Source organism: Nocardia sp. CC213A (assembly GCF_030766805.1).
In the GTDB taxonomy this organism is placed as follows: domain Bacteria; phylum Actinomycetota; class Actinomycetes; order Mycobacteriales; family Mycobacteriaceae; genus Nocardia; species Nocardia otitidiscaviarum.
Genome location: NZ_JASFXA010000008.1, coordinates 261775 through 287261 on the forward strand (window position 1 = coordinate 261775; position 25487 = coordinate 287261).

Consider the following 25487-nt stretch of genomic DNA (forward strand, 5'->3'; position numbering starts at 1 on the left):
TCGTAAGGCCCTGAGGAACACGGTGGTGTTCGCCACCCTGCTCGCGGTGTCGGCGTGTGCCGTTCAGGTCGGCACTTCCGGTGTGCCCGCCGCCGATTCGGCGGAGATCGCGCCCGACGGCGGGGACCGCGCGATGGGCCTACCGGCGGCGGAGGGGAATCGCTCACTGGGCGCACCGGACCTGCCGGATCTGTTCGGCCTGCCCCGAACCATCTCCCTGGCAGCGGATTTCGCCGATCTGCGGGCTCGCCTGGACGGTCGCATGGGAATGGCGATCATGCCGGTCGGCGGTGGCGAGGTGACAGTGCTCGGCGACTGGAGCACGGGTATCGCGTGGTCGACCATCAAGGTGCCGATCGCCCTGGCGGCCCTGCGCCGCGATCCGGAAGGGCTGCTCGACACCGCCGAGGCGGCCATCACTTTCTCCGACAACGATGCGGCACAACAGCTCTGGAACTCGTTGGGCAGCGCGGAGGAGGCCGCCACCGCGGTCGAGTCGGTGCTGCGCGAGGCCGGGGACACCGTCACCGATATCGCCGACCGGCACACCCGACTGGCGACCGTGGGCTCCTACGAACTCATGGCCTTCGGCGCGACCAGCTGGACACTGACCGATCAGGTGCGCTTCGCCTCCCGGCTGCCCTGTCTGGACGACGCCGATACGGTGATCTCGCTCATGGGCGAGATCACACCCGACCAGAGCTGGGGTCTGGGCCGACTCATCGGCGCCGAGTTCAAGGGCGGCTGGGGTCCGGACGACGACACCGGCGACTACACGGTGCGGCAGTTCGGCCTGATCCCGACACTGTCGGGCCCGGTGGCGGTGGCCATGGCCGCCGAACCCGCCTCGGGCGGCTTCACCGACGCCACCGACATGATGGACCGCATGGCCCTGCTGGTCGCCGACCATCTCGAGGAACTGCGCGGGGGCTGGTGCGTGCGCTGACCCGGTGACGCCGCGTCACCGCGGCCTCCTCACTCGGGCGCACCGGATGCCGAGGCGCCGGATGTCACAGAGAGGCCATCCCGCCTCGCGCACCGAAATCCGCGCGTCAGAACCGCATTTGACCACCGCGCGGCGACGCACCAGAATCCTTGCGATCGACGGGAGTCGGTGGTCGAGCATCGACGAGTCGCCCACCACGCCCGGGATATGGAGGTAGACGGGGTGGACGTCCCATGGTCGGACAGCCGGGACGGCGCCGGATGCGGCGGGTCCCCACGACGATCGACGCGTCACGACCGGCGGTGGAGCCGGTTCGCGCGGGCGGCCGGGGTGGCCGCCGTGCTGGCGTTGTCCGCCTGCAGCAGCCAGCCCACCCTGGTGCCCGAAACCACCGGTGCCACACCGACGGCCGTCAAGCCCACCACCGGACTCGTTGCCGCCCTTCCCGGTTCGCTGGCCTGGGATTTCAACGAATTGCAGGCCACGTTGCAGGGCACGGTGGGCTTGGCGGTCATGGCCGTGGGTGGTGAGCGGCAGGTCACCCTCGGCGACTGGAGCACCGGTGTGGCCTGGTCGACCATCAAGGTGCCGCTGACCCTGGCCGCGCTGCGCAACAATCCGGGGTACAGCGGCGCGGCCAGCGCGGCGATCACGGCCTCCGACAACTCCTCCGCCGAGATGCTCTGGCAGTCGCTCGGATCAGCGGATACGGCCGCGCAGGCGGTGGAGGCCGTGCTGCGCGAGGGTGGTGATGCGACCACCACCGTGCCCGCCCGGCCGCCGCGCTCGGAGTACTCGGCCTTCGGGCAGGCCGAATGGTCGCTGTCGGATCAGTTGCGCTTCGCCTCCCGGCTGCCCTGCCTGCCGCAGGCCGATACGGTCACCGCGCTCATGGGGAAGGTCAGCTCCGGCCAGCGGTGGGGGCTGGGCACCCTGGAGGGCGCGCGGTTCAAGGGCGGCTGGGGGCCCGACACCGGCGGCGACTATCTGGTGCGTCAGTTCGGGCTACTCCCGGTGACCGGCGGGGAGATCGCCATCGCACTTGCGGCCGCGCCCGATTCGGGTTCCTTCGACGACGGCGCCGCCCTGCTCACCAAGCTCGCGGGGCTGATCGAACTGCATCTCGAGGAACTCGCCGGAGGCGGCTGCCCGCCGTAGCCGCGCATCACATCGTGCGGTGCCGAGCGGTACGGCAATCCGTAACGAGCGGTTCACGGGGGTGCGGCCCACAGAGTAGCGCGGACGGGGCAAGATGGGCGGCATGCGTATCGGAGTTTTGACCGGAGGCGGGGACTGCCCAGGCTTGAACGCGGTCATCCGAGCTGTCGTTCGTACCGCGAACGGTCGCTGGGGCGACGCGATTGTCGGCTTCCAGGACGGGTGGCGCGGCCTACTCGAGGATCGCAAGATCCAGATCTTCAATGACGACCGCACCGACCGGTTGCTCGCCAAGGGCGGCACCATGCTCGGCACCGCGCGCACCAATCCCGATGTGCTGCGCGCCGGACTCGGCCGGGTCAAGCAGACTCTCGACGACAACGGCATCGAAGCGCTCATCCCCATCGGCGGCGAGGGCACCCTGACCGCGGCCAGCTGGCTGTCCGACGAGGGCGTGCCGGTGGTGGGCGTGCCCAAGACCATCGACAACGATATCGACTGCACCGACGTCACCTTCGGCCACGACACCGCGCTGGCGGTCGCCACCGAGGCCATCGACCGGCTGCACACCACGGCGGAATCGCATCAGCGCGTCATGCTGGTGGAGGTCATGGGCCGCCACGCCGGATGGATCGCGCTGAACGCCGGAATCGCGGGTGGTGCGCATCTGACCCTCATCCCCGAAGTGCCGTTCGATGTCGACGAGGTCTGCAATATGATCAAGCGTCGATTCCAGCGCGGTGACAAGCATTTCATCTGCGTGGTCGCCGAGGGCGCGCATCCCGCGCCCGAATCCATGACCCTGCGCGACGGCGGTATCGACGAATTCGGCCATGTCCGTTTCACCGGCGTCGCCCAGCAGCTCGGCGCCGAGATCGAACGCCGCATCGGCAAGGAGGTCCGCACCACCGTGCTGGGCCACGTGCAGCGCGGCGGTCAGCCCACCGCCTACGACCGCGTCCTCGCCACCCGCTTCGGCGTCCATGCCGCCGAGGCCGTGCACGCGGGCCGCTTCGGGCAGATGGTCGCCCTGCACGGCACCGAGATCGAGCTGGTGCCGCTGTCGGAGGCCACCAAGCAGCTCAAACTGGTGCCGCCGGACCGCTACAACGAGGCGGCTGCCTTCTTCGGCTGAACCGAACTCTCGCGGCCCCCGCTCCATCGGTGCGGGGGCCGCGAGCGTCGCGCCTCAGCGGTCGATCAGTGGTCGAATCGGCCCGCCGTCACCGCGGCGGTGAACCCCTCCCACGCGGCGGGCGTGAACATCAATGCCGGTCCGGCCGGATGCTTGCTGTCGCGCACGCCGACCACGCCCGCCAGGAACGCGATCTCCACGCATTCCTTCGCGCCGGTGCTGTGCGTACTCTTGAACCACCGCGCGCCGGACCGCTCGACGTTCACGTCACGTACTCCTTCGCTGCCTTCCGCAAGAGGTCTCTACTGCTCGCTTCGTCCAACGCCGCGTGCTGGAGCGCGTGGTACGCCTCGCGGTACCGGTCGACCGCCGCCTGCTTCTCCAGGTAGAGGTCGCCGAGATAGTTCTCCAGATACACCACGGTCGGGTCGACCGGCCTGTGCCGCGGGTCCCGGCCGAATTCCAGAATCACGAACGGCCCGACGGTATGCCCCGACGGGACGCCTGCGGAGAAGGGTAGTACACGAACAGTAATCGTCGGCAGCGTGCTCATATCGGCCACGCGGCGCAACTGTGCCGACATGATGCGCGGCGTGCCGACGACCCTGCGTAACGCGGTTTCGTGCAGCACCACGTCGAAGACCGCGGGGCTGCGTTTGCGGGTCAGCAGGTGTTGACGACGCACGCGCAGCTGGAGACGGCGGTCGATCTGCTCACGGGGAGCATCCGGCCAGTAATCGGCGATGAGAACGCGCGCATAATCCGGCGTTTGGAGCAATCCGGGCACCAGATCGGGTTGATAGGAAATGAGGGTGCGCGCCGAGGATTCCAGGCCCACATACATGTCGAAGCCCTCGGGCACCAGGCTGTCGTATTCGTGCCACCACGATTTCACGTTCGACTGCTGTGCCAGTCCCACCAACGCCGCGGTGAATTCGTCGTCGAAATCGTAGATACGGCACAGTTCCCGGATGTCGAGCACGCGGATCTTCTCGGCATTGCCGGTTTCCAGACGCTGCAACTTCGATTCACTCCACTCCATGAGCGAAGCCGCCTCGGCAATGGTCAGATTGGACTCCATCCGACCCTCACGCAGGTATCGCCCCAGCTGGCGGCGCGGCAGTGTGGAACCGTGCTCTGACATCGAATCCTCCCCCGCGAAGCTGATTTTCGGTCACTGTGAACGATGCTGCCATGCGTCATGAATGCTGACCTGGCGGTTTCGGAAAAGTTCCGAGTATCTGCCGCCTTTGCCTGACATTTCCGCCTCGCGCCTGCTGTGCTTGTAGGCGCGCCCGGTGAGAGCCGGAGCCCTGACAACTCTGGACACACTCGTCCCCGAGCCGGGCGCACCTCTCGATCTTCGGCGACTCGAAACGGCTCGCATGACCGGCGATTCTCGCTACGCTGGCCCTAATGTGCCCCTCGCGCTGATTCCGGCGGACCTGATGATGTACATCCTCGACTGCACGACAGACCCGGGCGAACTCACGCCCGAACAATCCCACCAAGCCATGCAATTGCACATGTGCTGCACGGTCGACGACTGCCGAGTCCGACGCCGAGCCCGCCAAATCCTGGTGGACGCCGGACAAATGGTCCTGGACGACCGCGCCGCCCCCTGACCGCGCCACCCACTGACCGCGCCACCCACTGACCGCTCCGCTACGGATCGATCGCGCTGAGGACCAACACCACCACCAGCACCAGCAGCACCCCCGCCGCAACGGCCAACGCCACCACCGCGGCAGGCTGCACCTCCCCGAACGGCGACCGCCGCGGCGGTCGCACCGGCGGCACCTGCTGGGGCGGATAGGGATAGGGCACGAACGGCGGCGGCGCTCCGGCGGCGGGTGGCAGCGCATCGGGTCCCACCGCGGCAGGTTCTCCCGCGCCGGATCGGACGGCGGTACTCGAATCAACCTGTCCGGCAGCCGCGTCCGCAGCACCGGACGGCTCGGCACCACCCGCCGCGACACCCGCTCCCGAAGGGGGAACACCAGATTCGTCGCCCACGGCAGGCATATCCGTTCCGCCATCCGGGGGCGAACCGCCCGGGTCGACGGCGGAGGCTGAACCACTCGGCCCCTCGGACCCGGAGCCGTCCGAATCGCGCTGCACACCAACGGCATACGAGACAGGCTCCGTCACCGAACGCATCACAGCGGATGAGCCGGACCCACCGGCCGTCTCAGCGTCACCGGGTCGCACCTCCGCGCCGACGGCCGCATCCAGGTGAGGTGATCGGCCTCCGCGCGCCGCGACATCCTCGCGCGACAACCGGTCACTGCGCGTCGAGTCCAGCGACGCATCACTCGGGTGCGGCGCGTCCCCACCCGGCCGCCATTCAGCGGCCGAGAAGGCTTGCAGCGGAAGACTCCTGGACGCGGCACCTCCCTCCGAAGGCGAACCCGACGGCGTTTGGTCCGCAGGTGACCGCTGGCCTGGCAGCGCGGCACCCTCCTGTGGCGGCTGGCCAGGCGGTGCGACGCCCTCCTGCGGAGGCCGCATCACGGGCGCGGGGGCACCGTGCGGCGGCTGGCCGGGGGAGGCCGGGCCGGCCTGGAGTGGTTGGTCTGGGGCGGGCGGTGTTCCCGGGGGCGGGTAGGCCGGTGGGGGAGGTGGTGTGGGGGTGTAGTTCTGGGGCAGGGGTGGCTGGTAGCCGGGGGTGGGGTTGTGCGGGGGCGGGGCAGCGGGGGGTTGGTAGGCCTGAGGGTAGGCGGGGGGCTGGGGGTAGCCCTGCTGCTGCGGGGCGTATGCGGGTGGGAAGGGTTGTTGGGGCGCTTGGGGGTTGGGCGGATAGGGGTATGGGGCGGCGGGGCGGGCGGCGGGTTGTGGGGCGGGTTCCTTGAGGGCGCGGCGGGCGGCGGCGGCGAATTCGGCGCAGGTGTGGAAGCGGTCGGCGGGGCGCTTGGCCATGGCCCTGGCGATGACGGCGTCGACGGCCGGGGAGAGTCCGGGGCGGCGCACGCTGGCCGGGTAGGGCATGAAATGCAGGTGGCCGCTGATGATTTCACCGGGGTTCGGAGAGTCGAAGGGGCCGATTCCGGTGAGCAGCCAGTAGAGGGCACAGCCCAGTGAGTACTGGTCGGTGGCGTGGTCGAGCCGACCGCCGGTCATCTGTTCCGGCGAGGCGTACGCGAGGGTGGCGGTGAACATGCCCGCCTGGGTCAGATGCGTGGAATCCTCACGCAGCCGCGCGATTCCGAAGTCGGTGAGGAACACCCGCTCCCCGTGCCCGCCGACCGCCCGCGCCAGCATGATGTTGGCGGGCTTCACATCTCGGTGCAGCACGCCCCTGCTGTGCGCGTAATCCAGTGCGTCCGCGACCCCTTCGATGATCTGCACCGCCCGCTCCGGCGGCAGCGTGGCGGTCTGCACGCTGGCCGCGTCCACACCGTCCACGTACTGCATGGAGATCCACAGCTGGGCGTCCTCGGAACCCCGGTCGTACACGGCGACGATATTCGGGTGATCGAGCTGCGCCACCAGATCGGCCTCGCGCTCGAACCGCGCCCGTACCTCGCGGTCGGCGAACAGCTCCCGGTTGAGCAGCTTCAGCGCCGTCAGCTTCCCGAGCCGAGGGTGCCGCGCGAGATACACCGATCCCATACCACCCTGCCCGAGCAGCCGTTCGATGGTGAATCCGGCGAATACGTCACCCGTCTTCAGCAAGGCGACGGCCCCCCTTCCGGTGACATACGGGTGCGGAGAGCCTACCGCGCACGATGTCCTTCCGGCCGCTCGGTTCCACGGTCTCGCACATGGTTCAGCCCGGTGTCACCAGCCCGGATTCATAGGCCAGTACCACGGCCTGAGCCCGGTCACGCAGGTTCAGTTTCGCGAACACCTTGGACACGTGGGTTTTCACGGTCTGCTCGGCGACGAACAGGGTTTCGGCGATCTCGGCATTGGACATACCCCGCGCGATCAACTCCAGCACCTCGCGTTCGCGAGGAGTGAGATCGCCCAGCGCCGGAGTGGGCGCCCGGCGGGCCCGGCGGCGGGTCACGTCGGCGATCAGCCGCCGTGTCACCGTCGGCGCGAGCAGCGCGTCACCACCGGCGACCACGCGCACGGCGCGCACCAGCTCCTCGGCGGGCGCGTCCTTCAGCAGGAATCCGCTGGCCCCGATCCCGAGCGCCTCGTAGACGTAGTCGTCGATATCGAAGGTGGTGAGCATGAGCACCCGGACCGGCGGCTCGAGCCCCGCGGACAGAATCACCCGCGCCGCGTCGAGACCGTTCATCTCCGGCATGCGCACATCCATGAGCACCACATCCGGCCGCAGCCGCTTCGCTTCCGCCACAGCGGTTTTCCCATCGGGCGCGTCCCCGACCACGCTGATGTCCGGCTGCGCCGCCAGCAGCGCGCCGAACCCCTGCCGCACCATCGCCTGATCGTCGGCGATCAACACGGTTATCGCCACAGTCCCACCTCACGCACCCCACGAGTCTCGCACGCTCGCACCGAAGGCATGCCCGCGAGGGGGAACTGGTGGCGGCGGCCATTCGCACGATGCCGCCACCAGTTCCCCCGTGATCCGATGACTACGTATCTATGGGGAGGTGGGCGTGGACTTCGAAGGTGCCGTCGGGGTGGGGGGTGGCGGTGAGGTGGCCGCCCGCGGCCTGGGCGCGGGACTGCATGCCGGTGATGCCGCTGCCAGGGGTGTCGTGGGGGGAACGAGGGGCCGTGGGGATCTGGGTGGCGGCGTCGTTGGTGACGGTGAGGGTGACCGCGGTGGTGGCGGCGACGATGCGCACCCGCACCGGCGCGCCGGGGGCGTGGCGGGAGGCGTTGGCCAGCGATTCCTGGACGATGCGGTAGAGGGCGAGGCCGGTGGCGTCGGGGATGGCCGTCAGCGGGCCGTCGATCTCCGTGGTGAGGGCCATGCCCGCGCGGCGGGCGCCCTCCAGGAGGTCGGGTACCTCCATGGCGGTGGGTTGCGGGGCGTGTTCGGGCAACTGTCCGTCGCTACGGAGCACGCCGAGCAGGCCGCGGATCTCGTTGAGCGCCGCGCGGGCGCCCACGCCGATGGCCTCGAACTCCGCGCGGGCGGCCGCGGACAGGCCGTCGATGCGGTAGGGGGCGGTCTGTGCCTGCACCACCACCATCGACATGTGATGGGCGACCACATCGTGCAGGTCGCGGGCGATGCGCGCCTTCTCCTCCAGAATGGCGCGGCGGGCCCGCTCCAGTTCGGTCTCCTCGGACTGCGCGAGCAGCGCCTGCCGCGACTGGGTCAGCGAGCGCACCATGAGGCCGAGCAGCACGATCCCGGTCACGGCGATGGGCCAGCCGAACCCGGAGGTGGCGAACTCGTCGCCCTGCGCGGCCATGGTCGTGCCCATGAGCAGCGCCGTCGCCAGCCACGCGACCAGCACGATCTGCATGCCGGAGCGCACCGCCACCGCGAACAGCAGCGCGAACAGGCACAGCAGGTGCACCACCTGGAACGGGATGTCCTCACCGGATCGATTCGGAATCGCCAAGGCGATGACCAGCGCGGCCCCGGCCGAAATCGCCCAGCCCAGCGCCGGATTCACCCGGGCGAGCAGCAGCGGGAAGGCGGCGAACCCGGCGATGAACGGGGCGGCCGCCGCGGCCACCTGGTGGGTGATGAACAGTGTCGGCCACGCGACGGCGTAGAGGATGAGCGCCACCGCGACGGTGCCCACGTCGAACCAGAGCCGCGCGTGCTGCAGCCGCCGTGACGGCAATGTCGCAACCATAGCCACGACAGTAGGACCCGTCCCGCCGCCGCACCTCATACCCCCGAGCGATCTTGGACCCCCTACCGGAGTATCACTTCCCGGCACCCCTCCCCCGTACCGCGCAGCCGGGAAACCGTCCCGCAGCGTGACGTCCCGGAGCCCGCCTCCTCCATAGCGTCGGAAACCATGATCGTGAGCCCGGACCACCAGGGTCGTCCCCGCCGTCCCCACCCGTGCCCCACCGCATCACGCTCCAGTAGGCCGATCCGCGGTGCGCGGCTGGCGGCCGCGGCGGCGGTGCTGCTGGCCGCCACGGTGGCAACGGCCCCTGTCGCGACCGCGACCGCACCCGCCCCGGGTAATCCCGCGACACCCGACGGTGCTGTCGCGGTCAACTCCGACAGTCCGGACGCCGCCGCTGCCGTCGGCGACCGACTGCCGACCATCCCACCTCGGGTCGCCGCAGCGATCACCGGCGTTCCGGCGACCGACGTGGGTGGCGATCCCACCGCTGATGACGGTGGCTCGGCCGCCGGGACCGGGAACGGCGCGCCCATTCCGAGCACGGTGCGCGACGAGAACGCCGGTGCGCGGTCGGCGGTCGTCGCACTCACCTCCACGGCCGGATCCGGTGCCGCGATCCCGCCCGACTTCGCCGCCGTCATGGGCTATCACCCGACGGTCGAGCAGGGGTTGCTGGTCAACCCCGGTGGCGACTGCTCCTCCCCTGTTCCGCTGCCCGCCGAGTTCGAGAACGCTTGCAAGGCCCATGATCTCGGATACGATCTGCTGCGCTACGCCGATGCGCGGGGCGAGCCGCTCACCGCGTGGGCTCGACAGGCGCTCGACGCCACCCTGGAGCAGCGCATGCACGCGGCCTGCACCGCGCGCCAGGAACCGATCGCCCGCGCCCGCTGCCGCATCATGGCCAGCGTCGCCACCACGGCCGTGGACCTCAACTCGCGCCGCCAGGACTACGGACCGCCCGTCCACGAGAATCTCGCCGACGCGACGGCTCCCACCTCGCCATCCATGGCGGCCGCCTACCCGCTCGCCGCCGCTGCGCTGGCGCTGAGCGGATTCGCCACCGGCCGCGGCCTGCGCCGCCGCGCCGATCGACCGGATACGGGCGGGTTCCGCCGCCCCACCACCGAAGCGAGCGCACGGGGGACCTCGGCATGAACACCACACATGAACCCGCAGCCGATGCCGCACAGCGCCGTGAACCACCGGAGTCGCAGCCGCACACCACAGCGCCAACAGACCACGACAACCGAGCACGGCAACGCACGACGGGACACGACAACCCGGATTACCACCGGCGGCACCGTGCATCCGCCCGTTCGAACGCTGGCGACCGCGGGGGTCGAAGTCCGCAGCGCGTGACGCCGACGACCCCGCAGGATCGGAGACGGCCGATGGGCCGGTCCACGGATTTCGATCCGGCCGACGATCAGCGGCAGCGGCGGGGGCCGCGGGTTCGTTTCGTGTCCATCAGTCCCGCGGCAACGCCGCGGCTCGGCACCACGGTGGGAATCACGCTGGGTGTACTCGCCTCACTGGCTCCGGGGCTGCTGCCGCGCACACCGTCGGCGCAGGCGATTCTGAGCGGGCTGCTGGCCGTGATCGGTCTCGCGCTGGCCGGGCTGGTGCGGTTCACGTTGCGGCGCTGCGGCGTGCATGTCGATGCCGTGACGGCGCGGTGGCGGCAGCCGACGCTGCTGGTGGCGGTCGTCGCGACGGGCGGGGCCGTCGGGTATGCCGAGCATTGGCAGACGCGGTTGCGGGACGCCATGGGGGTCGCGCAGGTCGGCGCGGAGTACTGGCTGTGGTGGCTGCTCGGAACCGCTCTCATCGTGGGCGCGGCCGTCGGGCTCGCGCACGGAATCCATTGGCTGGTAAGGCGCATGGGACGGTTGCGCAGTGCGGTGCTCGGCGTCCTGCTGGTGGTGGCGACGCAGGGGGTCGCGGTTCCGGCGGTGGTGCAGTGGCGGCAGGACGCCTACGCCGCCGCGAACGCCGCGGTGGATCCGGCGGTGCGGCAGCCGATCTCCGCCGCGCGGTCGGGCAGCCCGGTATCCACGGTCAGCTGGCCGTCACTGGGCGCGCAGGGCCGTCGCTTCGTGGCGGGTACGCCCGCGCGAGCGGTGCGGGTATACGTCGGCCTCGATTCCGCCCCGGATCTGAATTCCCGCGTGGCACTGGCCATTCGGGAGTTGGAGCGCTCCGGCGGCCTGCGGCGCTCACATCTGGTGGTCACCGTTCCCACCGGTTCGGGCTGGATCGACGCCGAGGCCGCCGCCGGTCTCGACGACCGCTTCGACGGCGATGTGGCGCTGGTCGGCCTGCAATACTCGGCGGCACCGAGCTGGGCCACCTTCGTCTTCGGCCGCGCCGCCGCGGAACGGTCCGCCCGCGCTGTGTTCACGGCCATCGAACAGCGTCTGTCCGCCCTCCCTCACCCGCCGAAGCTCTACGTCTACGGCCAGAGCCTCGGCGCGCTCGGCGGCAGCGCCATCTTCCCCGACGACGCCGACCAGGACCGCCGCACCTGCGCCGTCCTCTGGGCCGGCCCCCCGGCCGGAGCCGTCAACCGCGGCGGCGCAACGGTTCTCGCCAATGCCTCCGACCCCGTGGTGCACTGGTCCCCCGCCCTGCTGTGGCGCCCGGCGAACCTCACCGACACCCGCCCCGACGCACCCGTCCCGCCGTGGCTCCCGGTGGTGAGCTTCCTGCAGACCACCGCCGACCTCCTCGCCGCCCTCGACGCCCCCACCGGCCACGGTCACCGCTACGGCCCCGACCAGGGCACCCGCCTCGGCACCTGCTGAACCCAGCCGATCCGGCCCCCGAGAGCTGATCCGGCCCCGGGTTTCGCGTGGGCCGGATCAGTTCAGTGGTCACCGGGATTGCGGCCGAAGCCCGCGAACACTCAGACGATCGGTCCCCGCGCGGCCTCGTAGGCCGCGCCGACGCGGTACAGCCGGTCGTCGGCCAGGGCCGGGGCCATGATCTGGAGGCCCACCGGCATGCCGTCGTCCTGGCTCAGCCCGGACGGCACCGACATGGCGCAGTGTCCGGCCAGGTTGGTGGGCAGCGTGCACAGGTCGGACAGGTACATGGCGAGCGGGTCGTTGACCTTCTCGCCCAGCTTCCACGGGGTGAACGGGCTGGTCGGCGAGACCAGCACGTCGACGCTCTCGTACGCGGAGTCGAAGTCCTGCGCGATGAGGGTGCGCACCTTCAGCGCCTGACCGTAGAACGCGTCGTAGTAACCGGCCGACAGCGCGTAGGTGCCGATCATGATGCGGCGCTTGACCTCCGGGCCGAATCCGGCCTCGCGGGTGAGCGACATGACCTGCTCGGCCGAATGCGTGCCGTCGTCGCCGACGCGCAGGCCGTAGCGCATGGCGTCGAAGCGCGCCAGGTTGGACGACACCTCCGACGGCAGGATCAGGTAGTAGGAGGCGAGCGCGTACTCGAAGTGCGGGCACGACACCTCGATCACTTCCGCGCCGAGATCCTTCAACTGGGCGACGGCGGCGTCGAAGGAGGCGAGCACGCCGGGCTGGTAGCTGTCGGAGTGCAGTTCCTTGACCACACCGACCTTGACGCCCTTCAGATCACCCCGCGCGCCTTCGCGGGCGGCGGCGACCACGGGCGGCACCGGCACATCGCGCGAGGTGGAGTCGCGCGGATCGTATCCGGCGATCACCTCGTGCAGCAGCGCGGTGTCCAGTACGGTGCGACCGCACGGCCCGCCCTGGTCCAGCGAGGACGCGCACGCCACCAGGCCGTAGCGCGACACCGTGCCGTAGGTGGGCTTGGTGCCGACGGTCGCGGTCACGGCCGCGGGCTGCCGGATGGAGCCGCCGGTGTCGGTGCCGATGGCCAGCGGCGCCTGGTAGGAGGCCAGCGCCGCCGCCGAACCACCGCCGGAACCGCCCGGAATCCGATCGGAGTCCCACGGGTTGCGGGTCGGCCCGTACGCCGAGTTCTCGGTGGAGGAGCCCATGGCGAACTCGTCCATATTGGTCTTGCCGAGAATCGGGATACCGGCCGCGCGCAGCTTGGTGGTCAGGGTGGCGTCGTAGGGCGCGACCCAGCCCTCCAGGATCTTGGACCCGCAGGTGGTCGGCTGATCGGTGGTGGTGAAAACGTCCTTGAGCGCCAACGGAACACCGGCCAGCGGCGAAGCCACGGTCCCGGCGGCCACGGCCCGGTCCACCTCGGCGGCGGCGGCGAGCGCCTGCTCGCCGGAGACGTGCAGGAAGGCGTTGATCTCGCCGTCGACCTCGGCGATGCGCTGAATGTGCGCCTCGGTGACCTCCACCGAGGACACCTCGCGGCCGTGGATCTGCTCCGCCAGCTCGGCCGCGGTCAGCTGTGTCAGGTCACTCATTCGCCCTCTCCCAGGATCTGCGGGACCATGAACCGCTGTTCTTCGACCGCGGGTGCGCCGGACAGCGCCTGCTCCGGGGTCAGGCACGGCTGGACCTCGTCCGGGCGGGTCACATTGGTCGCCGGGTTCGGCGACGCGGTGGCCGGGACATCGGCGGCGGCGACTTCGGAGATGGCCTTGACGTGGTTCAGGATCGAATCCAGCTGACCGGCGTACAGGTCCAGTTCTTCCTCGGTCAGGGCGAGCCGGGACAACCGGGCGAGGTGTGCGACCTCGTCGCGGGAGATGGCGGGCACCGCGGGACCCCTTTCGGCATGGTTTAGCGTGGTGATTCGGCTGTCCGACAGCCTATCGACTCGTGCGGGGGCGTCCGTCACCGGTCGGGACCATGGCGGGCACACTCGATAGCCGCCACAATGAGCAGTGGTCCACGTCACCGGAATCCCGTCGACTCGATAACGGTCTCACGAGGGTGTAAGTATTGCCAGACTCGGGTATCCGTTCCGAGTTGTCGGTTGCACAGGAAAGGAAGGGACGCACGTGTCATTTCTGCTCCGCGTGCAACTTCCGGATCGCCCGGGAAGTCTCGGCTCACTCGCCCTCGCGCTGGGCTCCGTCGGCGCCGACATCCTCTCGCTGGATGTCGTCGAACGCGGCGACGGCTACGCGATCGACGACATCGTGGTGGAGGTGCCGCCCGGCGCACTCCCCGACACCCTGATCACCGCGGCCGAATCCCTGGCCGACGTGCTCGTGGACTCGCTGCGCCCGTACTCCGGGATGTTGGACACGCATCGGGAACTCGAGCTCATCGACCAGGTGGCCAGTGCCCGCGACGACCGGCTTCAAGTGCTGGTGGACGGGGTGCCGCGGGTGCTGCGGGTCGGCTGGAGCACCATTATCGACATGGGTCCGCAGGGGGCCTACCGCGTGGTCGGCAGCCAGAGCGCACCCTCCACCCAGGCGGCGTCGGCGCCCTGGATGCCCCTGGAGAAGCCGTGCGTACTCGACGGCGAGGCCGACTGGGTGCCGCAGATCTGGCGCGACATGGACACCAAACTCGCCGCCGCGCCCCTCGGCGACACGGGCAAGGTGCTGTTGCTCGGCCGCCCGGGCGGACCGGATTTCCGGCCCAGTGAGGTGGCGCGGCTGGGCTATCTGGCCGGGATAATCGCCACTGTGCTGGGTTAGTCGAAAAGCTGGGTTAGTCGAAAGCTGGGTTAGTCGAAACGGCCACGCGCCCTAGCGGATTCGCATCCGTCGAGGTGGGCGCTACGTCTCCTGGCGCAGATCCAGCCGCATCACGGTGAGCGGCGTCCCCGCCATGGTCCGCCAATCTCGTTCCGGCACATGGACGAAACCGATCCGGTCGTAGATGCGGCGGGCATCGGCCATGGTCGGCATGGTGGTGAGGACGACGCCCGCGCGGCCCTCGGCCCGCGCGATCTCGACCACCCGATCGATCAGCGCCGAGCCCACGCCGAGGCCGCGCGCCCGCTTCGCCACGGCCAGCATGCGGAACTCCAGTTCGCCCGGCCGGGCGATATCGGCGAACGGCGTTCCCGGCCGGGCCACCGTCACCGACCCGAGCAGCTCGTCCCCCCGCACCGCCACCAGCACCTCCGCCGCGGCGGCCCGCGTCGCGGTATCCGCGAGCTCCGCCACGTAATCACTGCGCGAATTCACATGCCCCTCCCCCACATACACCTCGACCGTCAACGCCCCGACGGCCGCGAACTCCCCCGCCCGCGCCTCCCGGATCTCCACACCCATACCGCCTCCATCCGACCCAGCACTGGACATTCGATCACGGGGAACTGACGGCGGCAGTGCGCGAGTGGCGACCGCCACCGGTTCCCCATGATCTTGCTCACCCCCCGACGGCGTCGGGTCCGCCCTCCAGGAGCCGCCGGAAGCCATCCTCGTCGAGAATCGGTACCCCCAATTCCTCGGCCTTGGCCGCTTTCGATCCGGGCGCGTCGCCGATGACGACGAAGGCGGTCTTCTTCGACACCGAACTGGCCGCCTTCCCGCCGCGCACGATGACCGCCTCCTTGGCCCCGTCGCGCGTGAACCCTTGCAGCGAACCGGTCACCACGATCGACAGCCCCTCCAGATTGCGCTCGATGGACTCGTCGCGCTCATCCTCCATGCGCACGCCCGCGGCCCGCCATTTGTCGACAATGGCCCGATGCCAGTCGACGGTGAACCACTCCGCCACCGCGGCGGCGATGGTCGGCCCGACACCGTCGGTGGCGGCGAGTTCCTCGACGGTGGCGGCGTCGATGCGCTCCATGCTCCAGAATTCCGAGGCCAGCGCCCGCGCGGCGGTCGGCCCGACATGCCGGATGGACAGGCCCACCAGCACCCGCCACAGCGGGCGGTCCTTGGCGGCCGCCAGATTGTCGAGCAGCTTCCTGCCGTTCGCCGAGAGCGTGCCGTTCTTGGTGGTGAACAGCTTGGTGGTGAGCAGCTTGTCCTCGTCGAGATCGAACAGGTCGCCCTCGTCGGCGATGGCTCCCGATTCGAGCAGGTCGACGGCGGCCTCGTAGCCGAGCGCTTCGATATCGAACGCGCCCCGGCCCGCCACGTGGAAGACCCGTTCCCGCAGCTGCGCCGGGCAGTACTGCTGGTTGGGGCAGCGGATATCGGCGTCGCCCTCCTTCTCCGGGGCGAGTTCGGTACCGCACTCCGGACACCGGGTGGGCATGACGAATTCGCGTTCGCTGCCGTCGCGCATGTCCACCACCGGGCCGAGCACCTCGGGGATCACGTCACCGGCCTTGCGGATGGTGACGGTGTCGCCGATGAGCACGCCCTTGCGCCGCACCTCGGCGGCATTGTGCAGGGTGGCCATGGCGACGGTGGAGCCCGCGACCGTCACCGGCTCCATGACCGCGAACGGGGTAACGCGGCCGGTGCGGCCCACATTCACCTGGATGTCCAGCAGTGTGGTGGTGGCCTCCTCGGGCGGGTACTTGTACGCGATGGCCCAGCGCGGGGCCCGCGAGGTCGCGCCGAGGCGGCGTTGCAGCGCGAACTCGTCGACCTTGACGACCTGGCCGTCGATCTCGTGCTCGATGTCGTGGCGGTGCTCACCCCAGTACGCGACGCGCTCGAGTACCGCGTCCGCACCCCGCAACAACACGGTGTGCGCGGAGACCGGCAGGCCCCAGGCGGACAGCGCCCGGTACGCCTCGTGCTGGGATTCCGGCGACCAGCCGTCCAGGCGGCCGAAGCCGTGGCAGATCATGCGCAGCCGCCGCCGCGCGGTCACCGCCGGATCCTTCTGCCGCAGCGATCCGGCCGCGGTATTGCGCGGATTCGCGTACGGCGGTTTGCCTTCCGCCACGATCGCGGCATTGAGGTGGGCGAAGTCCTCGAGCGTCATATACGCCTCGCCGCGCACCTCGAGCAGTTTCGGCACCGGGAATTCGTCGCTGGGCGTGAGCACGTGCGGGATGTCGTCGATGGTGCGCGCGTTGAGCGTGACGTCCTCCCCGGTGCGTCCGTCACCCCGGGTCGCGCCGCGGACCAGCCGCCCGTCCTCGTAGACCAGATTGAGAGCGACGCCGTCGATCTTGACCTCACACACGTACTGGATGTCCGGCCCGGTCTCGGCCTCCACCCGCGCGATCCACTGCCGCATCTCCTCGTCGTTGAACACATTGTCCAGCGAGTACATTCGCTCGAGATGGTCCACCGGCGCGAACTCGGTGGTGAATCCCCCGCCCACCAGCTGCGTCGGCGAATCCGGCGTCCGCAGATCCGGATGCGCCTCCTCCAGCGCCTCGAGCCGCTGGAACAGCGTGTCGAACTCCCCATCCGAGATGATCGGCGCGTCCCGCACGTAATAGCGGAACTGATGGTCGCGAACCTCCTCCGCCAGTCGCTGCCACTCCACGCGCTCGTCCCCGCTCGCCGGGGTGATCTCGATTCCCGATTCGCTCACACAGGCACCCTATCGGAGCCCACCGACACTCAGGCGCGACATTCCCGCACGTCGCGCGGGTATCACCACCAAGTCGCGACCGGTCGGTGCTGTCTCGCACCAGCGGATTTCGGACACTGTGCGGCGGGAACAGCGCCACGCCTACGGCGGTTGCAGAGCGTATGGATATCGAGACCGCCGTCACATTCGCCCGCGAGCACAGCCGGTCGGTACTGGCCACGATTCGCAAGGACACGCGGCCGCAGCTGTCCAATGTCACGCACTGGGTGGCGGAGGACGGGATCATTCGGATCTCGATCACGGCCGATCGGGCCAAGTATCACAATCTGCGGCGGGAGCCGTGGGCGGCGTTGCATGTGACCAGCGAGGACTTCTGGTCGTACGCGGTGCTGGAGGGGAAGGCGGAGCTGTCGCCGGTGGCGGCCGAGGAGGGCGATGCGACGGTGGAGGAATTGATCGCCTACTACCGCGCGCTCAGCGGGGAGCATCCGGATTGGGACGACTATCGGCGGGCCATGGTGGCCGACCGCCGCGTCGTCGTGCGGATCACGACGACGCGGGCGTACGGCATGCTCGGCTGAATCGCCGCTGGCTCACACAGATTCGGGCGTCCAGGCGTCCGGGTCGAGTTCGGGCAGGGTCTCGCCGGTTTCCAGCAGGGCCTTCAGGTTGGTGAGGATGCCGGGCCAGCCGTGGCTGATGGCCTCGAGCAGGCCGCTGCCGTCGTCGAACCCGTCGTGCACGACGGTGAGTTTGACCAGTGCGCCGACCGGTTCGAGTTCGAAGGTCACCTTGGAGCGGGTCTCGTTCGCCCATGCGTCGATGGTGTCCTGGTCGAGCCCGAACTCCTTGCCGTACTCGGGGCCGAAGGAGTGCCAGGTGTAGGACAGCCGGGTGTAGGGCTGCGCCTCCAGCACCACCTGCTCGGGAGCCTTGCTCGTCCACTCACGTTCGTGCCAGACCATTTCCGAGCCCGGCTGCCAGTCGGTGTCGAAGCTCGCGCCCCAGTAGCGCTTGGTGAAGGCCGGTTCGGTGAGGGCCTGCCACAGCTTCTCCGGGGTGGTCTTGATGTAGGTGGCGTAGACGAATTCGTTGCTGCCCATGGTGCTCTCCAATGCGGTCTTGAGGTCGGCGAGTGCGTGCACCCGCCCGCGGTCGTAGCGGTTGATCCAGCGGTCGGCGATGGCGTTGACGGGCGCGGCGTTCAGGTAGTGCAGTTTCTCCCGGCCGTGGCGGCGGGTGGTCACCAGATTGGCGGCCTCCAGCACGGCCAGATGCTTGCTGACCGCCTGCCGGGACATGTCGAGCCCGGCGCACAACTCGCGCAGCGTTTGACCGGTGCGGTCGTTCAGGCTGTCGAGCAGGCGGCGGCGACTCGCGTCGGCCAGTGCCTTGAACACCTCGTCCACGCCATCTCCTCAATAGGCAACTCCTTGGTTGCACATTAGACCATAGGCAACCTATTGGTTGCATGTCAAGGGTTGCGACGAGACCCCCCGCTCGCGCATTCCGGCAGCGCCCGGCAGGATGGCGAGCGTGTTGCGCAGCTTCCAGGTGTCGAATCACAGATCCCTCGCCGAACCGCAGGAATTGCGGCTCACCCGCGGTAGCGGACCGGTCGCGGTTCCGGTCACCGCGGTGCACGGCGGGGCCGCCACCGGCAAGACCTCGCTCGTCGACGCGCTGTGGCATATGCGCGACGCGGTGCTGAACTCCGTCACCGGCTGGGATCCCTTCGCCGGACCCGTCCGCAACCCGCATCTCGGATTCCCGGACCGCCCTTCGGAATTCGTGGTCAACTTCGTGGCCGAGGGCTGCCCGTACACCTACGGATTCCGGCTCGACAACGCCGACGTGACGGCCGAGTGGTTGCACACGCACCCGCACAACCGCAAGCGCATCGTCTTCGAACGCACCGGAACCGATATCCGCGTCGGCCCCATGTTCGAGGCCGCCCGCTACGGCATCGGCGCCCTGGTGCCGCTGGTGCGCCCGAATGCCTTGCTGCTCAGCCTGTCCGGGCAGATGTACGCCGAAGCACTGGTCCCCGCCTACCGCTGGTTCCAGTCACTGCTGGAAGTCCAACGCGGGCAGCATGATCCGCAGGCCATCGCGCACCGCCTGGGCAGTCACATCTCCCGCTCCACCGACCACGCCGCCCGCCTGCTCACGCTGCTGCGCTCCGCGGATCTCGGCATCACCGATCTGCTCATCCCCGAGAACGACCCCATGTACGCCGACTATCTGCGCGAGCTGGACAGCGATATCGCCACCACCGCGAAGGAGATCGACGCCGCCACCACCTCCCCCGCCCGCGCCGAGGTGCTGCTGCGCGATCACGGATTGACCGTCACGGTGCTGCATCGCGAACTCACCGCCCTCTACGCCGCCCGCGACGCCCTCTACGCCCGCATGGTGGCCCGCCGCGGCGTCGGCCTCGAACTGGTGCACGACGGCATCGACACCCCCTTCGGCATCACCGAGGAGTCCACCGCCACCCTGGCCCTGCTCCGCCTGCTCCCCCCGATCCTCGACACCCTCGACTCCGGCGGCGTCCTGGCCGTCGACGATATCGACGCCCACCTCACCCCCGACGCCACCGACCGCCTCATCCAGCTCTTCCAGAACCCCGAAACCAACACCCACGGCGCCCAACTGGTCTTCACCACCCCCAACCGCACCCTCATCGACCGCGGCAACGGCCGGTCCCAAGCCAAACGCACCACGGTCTGGCAGTTGCGCCGCACCCCCGAGGGCACCAGCGAACTCACGGCACACTGAGGCACCGCCGGGCCGCGCAATAGCATGGAAGGCATGTTGGAATTCGCCTTCCTTGTGATGATCGTCGGTTCTCTGGTGGCGGTGGTGATGCTCTACCGGCGCGGACGGCAGGGGAAGCCGATGACGGGGGCCGAGAACGGGACGCTGTATGTGACCGGGGTGAGTCCGCGACCGGATGTGCCCGGGGATCAGTACGTGACGATCAGCGGCAATATCTCCGGGCCGTCGGTGGTGGCGCACGAGACGTACGGGCGGTTCGCGTGGGATGTGAAGCAGTGGCCGTCGGTGGGCGATCAGATTCCGGTGGCGTATCCGCCGGGGAAACCGGACAACTGGCAGATCCAGCATCCGGGATCGCGGCCGTACTTCGGGTCCTGAGCGCGGATGGCCCGGCACCGGGCCGGGACCCCCAGGGGGACGGTGACGTCAGTCGAAACTCAGGGCTTCCGGTTCGTCGGAGAAGGCGCGGGCGCATTCGGCGGACAGTTCCAGCGCCCTGCGGGCCCAGGTCAACGGTGCTCCGGACAGGCCGCAGGCGGGGCTGACCAGGATGTGGGTGGCGAGCAGGCGGCGGGGTAGGCCGAGGCGATCCAGCAGGCGGACGGCGGGTTCGGCGATCTCGCGCCAGGTGGTCGGGGTGGCGGGGGCGGTGGTGGGGATCAGGCCGAGGGCCAGGTGGCGACCGGTGTCGAGGAGTTCGCCGATACTGTCGAGATCGCGGGTACCGATGACGGACAGGTCGAAGCCGACCGCGGCAGCGGTGGTTCGGCGCAGGAACCCCAGCGGTGGGCGGGCGTCGCAGCTGTGGATCAGGACCGGGGCGGGCTGGGCTGCGATCACGGTGTCGAGGATGTGCTGGGCCTCCGGGGCGGGCAGGGCGCGCACGGTGTTCATGACGCTGGCACCGCGCAGGGAACCCTCCAGCACCGCCGTCAGCGACGGTTCGTCGAGTTGGACGACGACGTTCGCGCCCAGGCGTTTGCCCACCTCCGCGACATGGCCCGCGAGCCCCTCCGCGAGGGACTCCGAAAGGTCGCGCAGGGCACCGGAATCGGTGAGCACGCGATGCCCGACGGGGAGTTCGACCTGGGCGGCGAGGGTCAGGGGGCCGGTCGCCTGCACCTTGACCGTGCGCCCGGCGCCCGCCAGACCGGCTGTCTCCCAAGCTTCTTCGAGGGCGTCGAGATCGGTGCGCAGCAGATCACGGGCCCGGCGGGCCACCGCGCCCGGCCGTGCGGCCAGCCGGTAGCCCCGGGGCGTGCTGTCGAAGGCCATATCCACCAGCAGCGCCGAGGCGCGGCCGGTCATATCCGCGCCCACGCCGCGCGCGGGCAACTCGACCAGATGCGGGAGATCGCCGAGTTCGCCGACGACGGTCGCCGTGGACTCTCGGATATCGGTCCCGGGCCACGAGCCCACCCCGGTGGCGATACCACCCCGGAGCCGCACCGGCTCGCCCGCTCCGCCGTCACCCACGTCGGTTACTCCGTCTCTCGCGACCGTGCACCGGCACACGCGCTGCTCACACCGTGGCGTCCGACGCCAATTCCGTCGCGTACGAATGCCGTTCGCGCTCGGTGCCGCTGATGGTCCCGCTGCCGAGCACCTGATCACCGTGGTCGGCGTCCGGGCGGTACAGCACCACGGCCTGGCCGCGGGCGACACCGGTGAGGGGCTGGCGCAGGCGGACCACCAGGCCGCCGTCGGCGGGTTCGGCGACCGCCGGTGCGGTGCCGCCGTGCGCGCGCACCTGGGCCACGCACTCGATCGGACCATCGGGGGCCTCGCCGGAGGTCCAGATGGCGCGGTCGGCGAGCACCGTCCACACCTCGAGGTCGGCGGCGGAGCCGACGCGCACGGTCCCGGTCTCCGGGTCGATATCGGTGACGTAGCGCGGCTTGCCGTCGGCGGCCGGGCCGGGCAGGCCCAGGCCCTTGCGCTGGCCGATGGTGAAGCCGTGCACGCCTTCGTGATCGGCGAGCTTGGTGCCGTCGGCATCGAGGACGGCACCGGGCCGGACACCGATCTTCGCGCCCAGGAACGCGCGGGTGTCACCGGAGGGGATGAAGCAGATGTCGTGGCTGTCGGGCTTGTTCGCCACGGCGAGGCCGCGCGAAGCGGCCTCCTCGCGGATCAGCGGCTTGGGGGTGTCGCCCACCGGGAACATGGCCCGCGCGAGCTGCTCGGCGGTCAGTACCGCCAATACGTAGGACTGGTCCTTGTCGGCGTCCACAGCGCGACGCAGCACCCCGTCGGCGAGGCGCGCGTAGTGCCCGGTGACCACGGCGTCGAAGCCGAGCGCCACCGCGCGATCGGCCAGCGCCGAGAACTTGATCTTCTCATTGCAGCGCAGGCACGGATTGGGGGTTTCCCCGGCGGCATAGGACGCGACGAAGTCGTCGATCACGTCCTCCTTGAACCGATCGGCGAAATCCCAGACGTAGAACGGGATTCCGAGCACGTCGGCGGCGCGGCGCGCATCCCCGGCGTCCTCCTTGGAGCAGCAGCCGCGCGATCCGGTGCGCAGCGTCCCCGGTGCGGTCGACAGCGCCAGGTGCACGCCCACGACCTCGTGTCCGGCGTCGACGGCGCGGGCGGCGGCCACCGCCGAGTCCACGCCACCGCTCATGGCGGCCAGTACACGCATTGCTAGTAGCCTCCCTTCGCATGCGGGGTGGAACCGACGCTCGCCAGTCCGGCGGCCTTGGCCCGCTCCACCACCTGCGGCAGCGCCGCCAATACGGCGTCCACATCGGTATCGGTCGAGTCGTGGCCCAGCGAGAAGCGCAGCGAACCGCGCGCCAGCGCCGGTTCCACGCCCATGGCGAGCAGCACGTGGCTCGGTCCGGCCACGCCCGCGTTGCAGGCCGACCCGGTCGAGCATTCGATTCCGGCCGCGTCCAACAGCATCAACAGTGAATCACCCTCGCAGCCGGGGAAGGTGAAGTGCACATTGCCGGGCAGCCGCCGCTCCCCCGTCGCGCCGTTGAGCACCGCATCGGGGACCAGCTCCCGCACACCGGCGATGAGACGATCGCTCAGCCGCGTCAATTCGACGGTGCGCGAGGCCATCCCGCGCACGGTCTCGCGCAGTGCGGCGGCCAGGCCGACGGCCGCGGGCACATCCGAGGTTCCCGAGCGCAGATCGCGTTCGTGGCCGCCGCCGTGCACGATCGGCACGCACGGCACGGTGCGGCCCAGCAGCAGCACGCCGACGCCGTGCGGCCCGCCGACCTTGTGGCCGGCGACACTGGCCGCCGACAGCCCGCTGGCCGCGAAGTCCACCGGCAGCTGCGCCGCGGCCTGCACCGCGTCGCTGTGCATGGGAACGTCGAATTCCTGTGCCACCGCGGACAGTTCGGCGATCGGCTGGATGGTGCCGACCTCGTTGTTGGCCCACATGACGCTGACCAGCGCCGCGTCGTCGGCGTAGGCTTCCAGCGCGGCGCGCAGCGTGCGCGGCGAGACGACTCCGTCGGCGTCCACCTCCAGCCACGTCACCTCCGCGCCCTCGTGCTGCTCCAGCCATTCGACGGCGTCCAACACGGCATGGTGTTCGACGGCGCTCACCAGAATCCGGTTGCGCCGTGGCTCGGCGTCACGCCGTGCCCGGTAGATCCCTTTGACGGCGAGATTGTCGCTCTCGGTCCCCCCGGAGGTGAAGATCACCTCCGAGGGCCGCGCCCCCAGATTCGCCGCGATCGACTCCCGCGCCTCCTCCAGCAGTCGCCGCGCCGCCCGCCCGGACCCGTGCAGCGACGACGCGTTCCCCGCCGTTCCCAGGACAGCCGTCATCGCCTCGACGGCGACCGGGAACATGGGTGTCGTGGCCGCGTGATCGAGGTAGACCGTCTGGGCACCGACCGGACCCGGGAAAGCCGACTTCATGACCAAACAAGGATAGCCGTCGACCGCACGCCGATATTCCCGGCGTCGCCGCCCGGCGGTGATAAGCGGACCGCAAGGTGGGTATCGGCCAGATGAGGGCCCGCCGTCGCGCCCATCGCGACATCAAGTCCAACCGAACGGGGACGAGTCAATGGATACCAGGACTGTGCGGATCGACGAGGACATCGCGGTGGCGGTGTACCGGTTCCCGACCGAGCAGATCGAGGCCGATGGGACGCTGGAGTGGGATTGGACCACCGCGGTGGTGGTGCGGGTCGGCGCGGGCGGTGAGTTCGGGCTGGGTTGGACCTATGGGTCGCCCGCTACCGCGGAGGTCGTGTCGGTGCATCTGGCCCCGCACCTCGGCAACGAATCGCCGTTCGACATCGCCGGCTGCTGGGCGACCATGCACCGCGCCTGCCGCAATATCGGGTCGAAGGGGATCGCCGCGCTGGCGATCAGCGCGGTCGACATCGCGCTGTGGGACCTGAAGGCCCGGCTGCTGGAGGTCCCGCTGGCCGCGCTGCTCGGTGCGACGCGGGAACGGGTGCCGGTGTACGGGTCGGGCGGATTCGTCAATCTGCACGAGGATCAACTGAGCGAACAGGTCGGCGGGTGGCTGGCGGCGGGCTGCCGGGCCGTCAAGATCAAGATCGGTGCGGGACGCGGCGACTGTATCGAGCGCGATCTGGAACGGGTGCAGCAGGTACGCAAGCTGACCGGCCCCGACGTGCGCATCATGGTCGACGCCAACGGCGGCTACACCCGGGGCCAGGCGCGGCGCGTGGGCCAGGAACTGGACCGGCTCGGCGTGGTGTGGTTCGAGGAGCCGGTGACCAGCGACGACCGCACCGGTCTCGCGGCGGTGCGGGACGCGGTCCAGTGCGATGTGGCCGCCGGTGAGTACGTCTACGACGGCTACGACGCGGCCGCGCTGGTGGACGCGGTGGACTGCCTGCAACTCGATGTCACCCGCTGCGGTGGCTACACCGGCTTCCTGCGCGGTGCGGCCGTGGCGGGCGCGCACGGATTGGATGTGTCGGCGCACTGCGCGCCGTCGCTGCACGCCCCGATCGCGGGGGCCGTGACCGACCTGCGTCATATCGAGTGGTTCATCGACCACGTCCGTCTGGAACCGCTGCTGGTGGACGGCGTGCCCGAGGTGTCGGACGGCGAACTGGCGGTACCCCTGGACGAGCCCGGCCACGGCATGCGGATCGCCGCGGCGGCGGCCGACTACCGGCTGCGGTGACTGCCGCACCCGGCGTTTGACTCCGCGACCGCCGGGCATCTCGGCGGTGAGGCTCGCGCACCCGAATGACCGGAATGCCCGATGCATGGTCGACGCGCGTGGAGCGCCGACATATGGGCGGACGCGCACCGCAGCGCCCGAGACCTACGCGGGCGCGAGCCGGTGCGCCCCACGGCGCTGCCGGACCGTGCGGGCACGCGCTGCCCGGACTGTGGGGCTGTGCGTCGTCGGCCGAGACATCCCGATCCCGAGGAGG

General features: G+C 70.0%; 24 protein-coding genes. 11 read left to right on the forward strand and 13 right to left on the reverse strand.

The genetic code is table 11. The features are described 5' to 3' along the window. The first annotated feature begins 22 nt into the window (after window positions 1–22). The 3 genes from QJS31_RS17380 to QJS31_RS17390 all read left to right on the forward strand — a co-directional run bounded on the left by QJS31_RS17380 (window position 23) and on the right by QJS31_RS17390 (window position 3239). Window positions 23–946 carry a hypothetical protein gene (locus tag QJS31_RS17380; RefSeq protein WP_306357167.1) on the forward strand — a complete coding sequence of 308 codons (924 nt, stop codon included), beginning with the start codon at window positions 23–25 and terminating at the stop codon, window positions 944–946. Window positions 947–1285: 339 nt separating this feature from the next. Further along, window positions 1286–2104, forward strand: a complete 819-nt coding sequence (locus tag QJS31_RS17385; protein WP_282785801.1) for a hypothetical protein — start codon at window positions 1286–1288, stop codon at window positions 2102–2104. Between the two features lie 103 nt (window positions 2105–2207). Next, window positions 2208–3239, forward strand: coding sequence for an ATP-dependent 6-phosphofructokinase (locus QJS31_RS17390; protein WP_029930679.1), 1032 nt, complete (start codon window positions 2208–2210; stop codon window positions 3237–3239). A 65-nt stretch (window positions 3240–3304) separates the two neighbouring features. Here the strand turns inward: QJS31_RS17390 and QJS31_RS17395 are convergent, their stop codons facing one another. After that, window positions 3305–3505 carry a DUF397 domain-containing protein gene (locus QJS31_RS17395; RefSeq protein WP_029930680.1) on the reverse strand — a complete coding sequence of 67 codons (201 nt, stop codon included), beginning with the start codon at window positions 3503–3505 and terminating at the stop codon, window positions 3305–3307. Beyond that, window positions 3502–4383: a helix-turn-helix transcriptional regulator gene (locus tag QJS31_RS17400; protein WP_306357168.1), complete on the reverse strand. Its 882-nt coding sequence runs from the start codon at window positions 4381–4383 to the stop codon at window positions 3502–3504. Before QJS31_RS17400 ends, QJS31_RS17395 begins: the two co-directional genes overlap by 4 nt. Window positions 4384–4657: 274 nt before the next feature. Here QJS31_RS17400 and QJS31_RS17405 point away from each other — a divergent pair, with 274 nt between their 5' ends. Next, window positions 4658–4864, forward strand: a complete 207-nt coding sequence (locus QJS31_RS17405) for a hypothetical protein (protein WP_148310451.1) — start codon at window positions 4658–4660, stop codon at window positions 4862–4864. Window positions 4865–4904: 40 nt separating this feature from the next. On the opposite strand, the gene QJS31_RS17410 is transcribed toward QJS31_RS17405, so the two are convergent. The 3 genes from QJS31_RS17410 to QJS31_RS17420 all read right to left on the reverse strand — a co-directional run bounded on the left by QJS31_RS17410 (window position 4905) and on the right by QJS31_RS17420 (window position 8974). Beyond that, window positions 4905–6914, reverse strand: a complete 2010-nt coding sequence (locus tag QJS31_RS17410) for a serine/threonine-protein kinase (RefSeq protein WP_306357169.1) — start codon at window positions 6912–6914, stop codon at window positions 4905–4907. Window positions 6915–7008: 94 nt separating this feature from the next. After that, window positions 7009–7668: a response regulator transcription factor gene (locus tag QJS31_RS17415; RefSeq protein WP_039816221.1), complete on the reverse strand. Its 660-nt coding sequence runs from the start codon at window positions 7666–7668 to the stop codon at window positions 7009–7011. A gap of 121 nt (window positions 7669–7789) precedes the next feature. Then, on the reverse strand, window positions 7790–8974 hold the full coding sequence (locus tag QJS31_RS17420; protein ID WP_306357170.1) for a sensor histidine kinase: 1185 nt from the start codon (window positions 8972–8974) through the stop codon (window positions 7790–7792). A gap of 168 nt (window positions 8975–9142) precedes the next feature. Here QJS31_RS17420 and QJS31_RS17425 point away from each other — a divergent pair, with 168 nt between their 5' ends. Then, window positions 9143–10138 carry a hypothetical protein gene (locus QJS31_RS17425; protein ID WP_306357171.1) on the forward strand — a complete coding sequence of 332 codons (996 nt, stop codon included), beginning with the start codon at window positions 9143–9145 and terminating at the stop codon, window positions 10136–10138. A 236-nt stretch (window positions 10139–10374) separates the two neighbouring features. After that, entirely contained in the window at window positions 10375–11787 is a 1413-nt protein-coding gene (locus QJS31_RS17430; RefSeq protein ID WP_282778511.1) for an alpha/beta-hydrolase family protein, read from the forward strand. A gap of 101 nt (window positions 11788–11888) precedes the next feature. Here the strand turns inward: QJS31_RS17430 and gatA are convergent, their stop codons facing one another. Together gatA and gatC are read right to left on the reverse strand one after the other, a co-directional pair. Beyond that, the gene (gene gatA / locus QJS31_RS17435) at window positions 11889–13358 is read right to left on the reverse strand and encodes an Asp-tRNA(Asn)/Glu-tRNA(Gln) amidotransferase subunit GatA (RefSeq protein WP_282778509.1); all 1470 of its coding nucleotides are present in this window, start codon (window positions 13356–13358) and stop codon (window positions 11889–11891) included. Then, window positions 13355–13654 (reverse strand): Asp-tRNA(Asn)/Glu-tRNA(Gln) amidotransferase subunit GatC, encoded by a 300-nt coding sequence (gene gatC, locus QJS31_RS17440; protein ID WP_029930688.1) that lies wholly within the window; start codon window positions 13652–13654, stop codon window positions 13355–13357. Before gatC ends, gatA begins: the two co-directional genes overlap by 4 nt. Before the next feature lie 244 nt (window positions 13655–13898). On the opposite strand from gatC, the gene QJS31_RS17445 reads away from it, so the two are divergent. Next, entirely contained in the window at window positions 13899–14549 is a 651-nt protein-coding gene (locus QJS31_RS17445; protein ID WP_029930689.1) for an amino acid-binding protein, read from the forward strand. An 81-nt stretch (window positions 14550–14630) separates the two neighbouring features. Here the strand turns inward: QJS31_RS17445 and QJS31_RS17450 are convergent, their stop codons facing one another. Together QJS31_RS17450 and ligA are read right to left on the reverse strand one after the other, a co-directional pair. Beyond that, complete coding sequence (locus QJS31_RS17450) at window positions 14631–15131, reverse strand: GNAT family N-acetyltransferase (protein WP_282778507.1); 501 nt, start codon at window positions 15129–15131, stop codon at window positions 14631–14633. 97 nt (window positions 15132–15228) lie between these two features. Then, window positions 15229–17310, reverse strand: coding sequence for an NAD-dependent DNA ligase LigA (gene ligA / locus QJS31_RS17455; RefSeq protein WP_372341777.1), 2082 nt, complete (start codon window positions 17308–17310; stop codon window positions 15229–15231). Between the two features lie 161 nt (window positions 17311–17471). Between ligA and QJS31_RS17460 the strand changes: the two genes are divergently transcribed. Further along, entirely contained in the window at window positions 17472–17891 is a 420-nt protein-coding gene (locus QJS31_RS17460) for a PPOX class F420-dependent oxidoreductase (protein ID WP_282778505.1), read from the forward strand. A 12-nt stretch (window positions 17892–17903) separates the two neighbouring features. On the opposite strand, the gene QJS31_RS17465 is transcribed toward QJS31_RS17460, so the two are convergent. Then, complete coding sequence (locus QJS31_RS17465) at window positions 17904–18719, reverse strand: metalloregulator ArsR/SmtB family transcription factor (RefSeq protein ID WP_282778503.1); 816 nt, start codon at window positions 18717–18719, stop codon at window positions 17904–17906. A 118-nt stretch (window positions 18720–18837) separates the two neighbouring features. On the opposite strand from QJS31_RS17465, the gene QJS31_RS17470 reads away from it, so the two are divergent. Both QJS31_RS17470 and QJS31_RS17475 read left to right on the forward strand, forming a co-directional pair. Next, a complete protein-coding gene (locus QJS31_RS17470) occupies window positions 18838–20091 on the forward strand; it encodes an ATP/GTP-binding protein (protein ID WP_282778501.1) in 1254 nt (417 codons plus the stop codon). A 33-nt stretch (window positions 20092–20124) separates the two neighbouring features. Beyond that, a complete protein-coding gene (locus tag QJS31_RS17475; protein ID WP_282778499.1) occupies window positions 20125–20469 on the forward strand; it encodes a hypothetical protein in 345 nt (114 codons plus the stop codon). A 48-nt stretch (window positions 20470–20517) separates the two neighbouring features. On the opposite strand, the gene QJS31_RS17480 is transcribed toward QJS31_RS17475, so the two are convergent. Genes QJS31_RS17480 through QJS31_RS17490 form a run of 3 tightly spaced genes read right to left on the reverse strand, consistent with a single transcriptional unit; the run spans window position 20518 to window position 23979 of the window. Next, window positions 20518–21567, reverse strand: coding sequence for a methionine synthase (locus tag QJS31_RS17480; RefSeq protein ID WP_282778497.1), 1050 nt, complete (start codon window positions 21565–21567; stop codon window positions 20518–20520). 46 nt (window positions 21568–21613) lie between these two features. Then, a complete protein-coding gene (gene mnmA / locus QJS31_RS17485; protein WP_282778495.1) occupies window positions 21614–22738 on the reverse strand; it encodes a tRNA 2-thiouridine(34) synthase MnmA in 1125 nt (374 codons plus the stop codon). 2 nt (window positions 22739–22740) lie between these two features. Continuing rightward, window positions 22741–23979, reverse strand: coding sequence for a cysteine desulfurase family protein (locus tag QJS31_RS17490; protein WP_282778493.1), 1239 nt, complete (start codon window positions 23977–23979; stop codon window positions 22741–22743). A gap of 151 nt (window positions 23980–24130) precedes the next feature. On the opposite strand from QJS31_RS17490, the gene QJS31_RS17495 reads away from it, so the two are divergent. Next, window positions 24131–25231 carry an enolase C-terminal domain-like protein gene (locus QJS31_RS17495; RefSeq protein ID WP_282778491.1) on the forward strand — a complete coding sequence of 367 codons (1101 nt, stop codon included), beginning with the start codon at window positions 24131–24133 and terminating at the stop codon, window positions 25229–25231. Window positions 25232–25487 lie beyond the last annotated feature (256 nt).